This window comes from Veillonellales bacterium (genome assembly GCA_039680175.1).
Taxonomy (GTDB): domain Bacteria; phylum Bacillota; class Negativicutes; order JAAYSF01; family JAAYSF01; genus JBDKTO01.
Window position 1 is genome coordinate 1 of record JBDKTO010000027.1, and the last position, 2,549, is coordinate 2,549.

4 protein-coding genes are annotated in these 2,549 nt (G+C 40.5%); all 4 read left to right on the forward strand.

Annotation, left to right across the window (positions count from 1 at the left end):
- Nucleotides 1-188: hypothetical protein (locus ABFC84_04700; protein MEN6412054.1), on the forward strand; the 188-nt coding region annotated here is incomplete at its 5' end.
- A gap of 16 nt (nt 189-204) precedes the next feature.
- Nucleotides 205-678, forward strand: coding sequence for a chemotaxis protein CheW (locus tag ABFC84_04705; GenBank protein MEN6412055.1), 474 nt, complete (start codon nt 205-207; stop codon nt 676-678).
- 57 nt (nt 679-735) lie between these two features.
- Complete coding sequence (locus tag ABFC84_04710) at nt 736-1,785, forward strand: PocR ligand-binding domain-containing protein (GenBank protein ID MEN6412056.1); 1,050 nt, start codon at nt 736-738, stop codon at nt 1,783-1,785.
- 34 nt (nt 1,786-1,819) lie between these two features.
- On the forward strand, nt 1,820-2,281 hold the full coding sequence (locus tag ABFC84_04715; protein MEN6412057.1) for a chemotaxis protein CheW: 462 nt from the start codon (nt 1,820-1,822) through the stop codon (nt 2,279-2,281).
- The last annotated feature ends 268 nt before the right edge of the window (nt 2,282-2,549 follow it).

Consider the following 2,549-nt stretch of genomic DNA (forward strand, 5'->3'; position numbering starts at 1 on the left):
AGACAGTCGCTCAAATTAAGGAACTGACAAAGCAGATTGAAACATCCATGAATGAGACAGCGGATGCTTCCCAATCCACCTTGGCGGTGACGGAAGAAACATCGGCGGCTGTGGAAGAAGTAAACGCGACAATTGAAGAAATGACCAGTATGGCAAATCATTTATCCGGTATGGCGGCGAACCTATAGAAAAGGAGCAGGGACAATGGCGAAAGATAGTATGAAACTGGTTGTGTTTACGATGGAAACAGATCAGACCGTGTACGAGTACGGTATTCCCATTGAGCAGGTGCAGGAAATTACCCGGCCCAATAAAATTACCAAATTGCCGGGGATGCCTGCTTTTGTCGAAGGTGTTATGAATTTGCGCAAAAGCGTGATTCCGGTTGTCGATATCAAAAAAAGATTTGATATTGGCATCACTACGGCGAAAGATACAACCCGGATTATTGTAGTGCAGGTAAACGGACAAAGATGCGGGCTCATTGTTGATGATATACTGGAAATTATTCCTGTGGCAGCGGAAGATATGGAACAAACACCGTCGTTTGCAGGAGGAATCGGCTCCGAATATATTATTGGTATCGGCAAGGTGGATGATCGACTGATTATTGCCCTTGATATGGATAAAATTCTAACGGGCAACGAGAAAAAGGAATTAGGAAAAATTTCAGATTAATGAGGACTGAAATAAATTGTAGAAATTAATAGTATAAAGCAGAGAGGAAGATAAGTTATGAACCAAAATAAATTAAACAGTAAAAATGATTCGGATTTAAACAATGTAAAACTTACAGATGTGATTGACATAGAATTTCTCCAGCGATTTCAGGACGATTTCGCCAAAGGAATGGGATTAGCTAGTGTAACCGTCGATGTAGACGGCAATCCGGTAACCGATCCCAGTTATTACACCCGGTTTTGTGAGAATTATACCCATTCTACTGAGTGTGGTGATAAACGCTGTGCTGAGTCTCATAAAAAAGGTGGGGAAGAGGCTGCACGTATCGGAAAACCGGTTGTGTATGAATGTCATGCCGGTTTGATTGATTTTGCGGCGCCCATTATGCTGGAAGGTAGACTGATCGGAACAATTTTAGGCGGACAAGTATTAATTGATTCCCCTCAAGAAGAAAAATATCGCCGGATAGCGAAAGAAATCGGTGTAAATGCCGACGAGTATGTGGGAGCTGTAAATGAAGTCAGCAAACTGTCGAAGGAACGAATCGAAGCCGCAGCAAATGTGCTATTTATTGTAGCCAATAGTATGTCAAAGTCTGCTTATCAGCATCTAAAATTGAAAGGGGTAACTGAAACTCTCAATGAAAGCTTGTTGCAAATATCTGCTACAATGGAAGAACTGGCAGCTTCAGCCGGTACTGTAAATAATAACCAGGCGAGCTTAAATGAAGAGATCAAAAACGTCAATACAGTCACCGGAAAAATTGACGAGGTCATGGAATTCATTAAAGAAATTGCCGACGAAACACGATTACTGGGATTGAATGCCGCAATCGAAGCTGCCAGAGCGGGTGAGGCCGGACTAGGATTTGGCGTCGTTGCCGAAGAGATACGGAAGCTGTCCGCCGATTCTAAACAGACCGTTGGTAAAATCAAAGAATTTACCAATGTGATAAAATCTTCTGTCGACAATACTGTACATATGGGCAATGAAACATTGTCAACAGTAGAGCAGCAGGCAGCGGCAATTGAAGAAGTAACTGCAAGCGTTCAGGACATTACCCAACTAACTTCCCAGTTAAACGACTTAGCTCATGAAAAATAATAGGTAACGTTCTGCTTAAGGGAGATGAACAATTGTGGCCACAATTCGGTTAGTTGTCTTTGAATTAAACGGTGAAGAGTATGCCGTTGATGCCTTATCCGTTAATGGCATTTTACGATTAAAAAAATTTGAAATAAAAAAAGTTCCCGGATTACCCCAGGTCATTGAAGGCATGATTAGTTTACGTGGTAAAGTCAATTATATTTTTAATTTAAAATCTAAGTTTGGTTTTCCTGAAATACAGTCGACGGAAGAAAGCAAAATTATTATGCTCAATGTGCAAAATTCCATTGCCGGATGTATTGTCGACGAAGTAACCGATATTGTTAAAATTGAAGACACGGATTTACAAATACCGCCGAACTTTATTGCTCAGTATAATGCCAACTATATTCGGGGTATTGTGAAAGTCGGTGAACGCTTAATTGTTGTTTTGTATGCGGATAAACTATTATCTACCGAAGAATATGACGCAGTCTGCAGCTCAACGCATTAAATTTTTTAGAAGAAATTGCCACTATTTGTCGTTATTAGCGACAAATAGTGGCTCCTTTTTCATTTGTTGATATATTCCTTATTTTCCTTTTATAATAACTGATAGAATAAACCGTGTTCTGTGCAGTACCAAATCAGCATTCCGTGTCCTCTTTTGGGGATACGCACAGCCAAATTCCACTCGGGATACTGCTTGATTAAATGAATACAATCGCCTGTGGCAAAAGCCATAAAAGAAATATAATGCGTCTTTGTCATGGGGTGATCAC

Bases quoted from the DNA above. Each gene is read 5' to 3' on its own strand.
- ABFC84_04710 (MEN6412056.1), top strand. From the start codon at position 736: ATGAACCAAAATAAATTAAACAGTAAAAATGATTCGGATTTAAACAAT.
- ABFC84_04705 (MEN6412055.1), top strand. From the start codon at position 205: ATGGCGAAAGATAGTATGAAACTGGTTGTGTTTACGATGGAAACAGAT.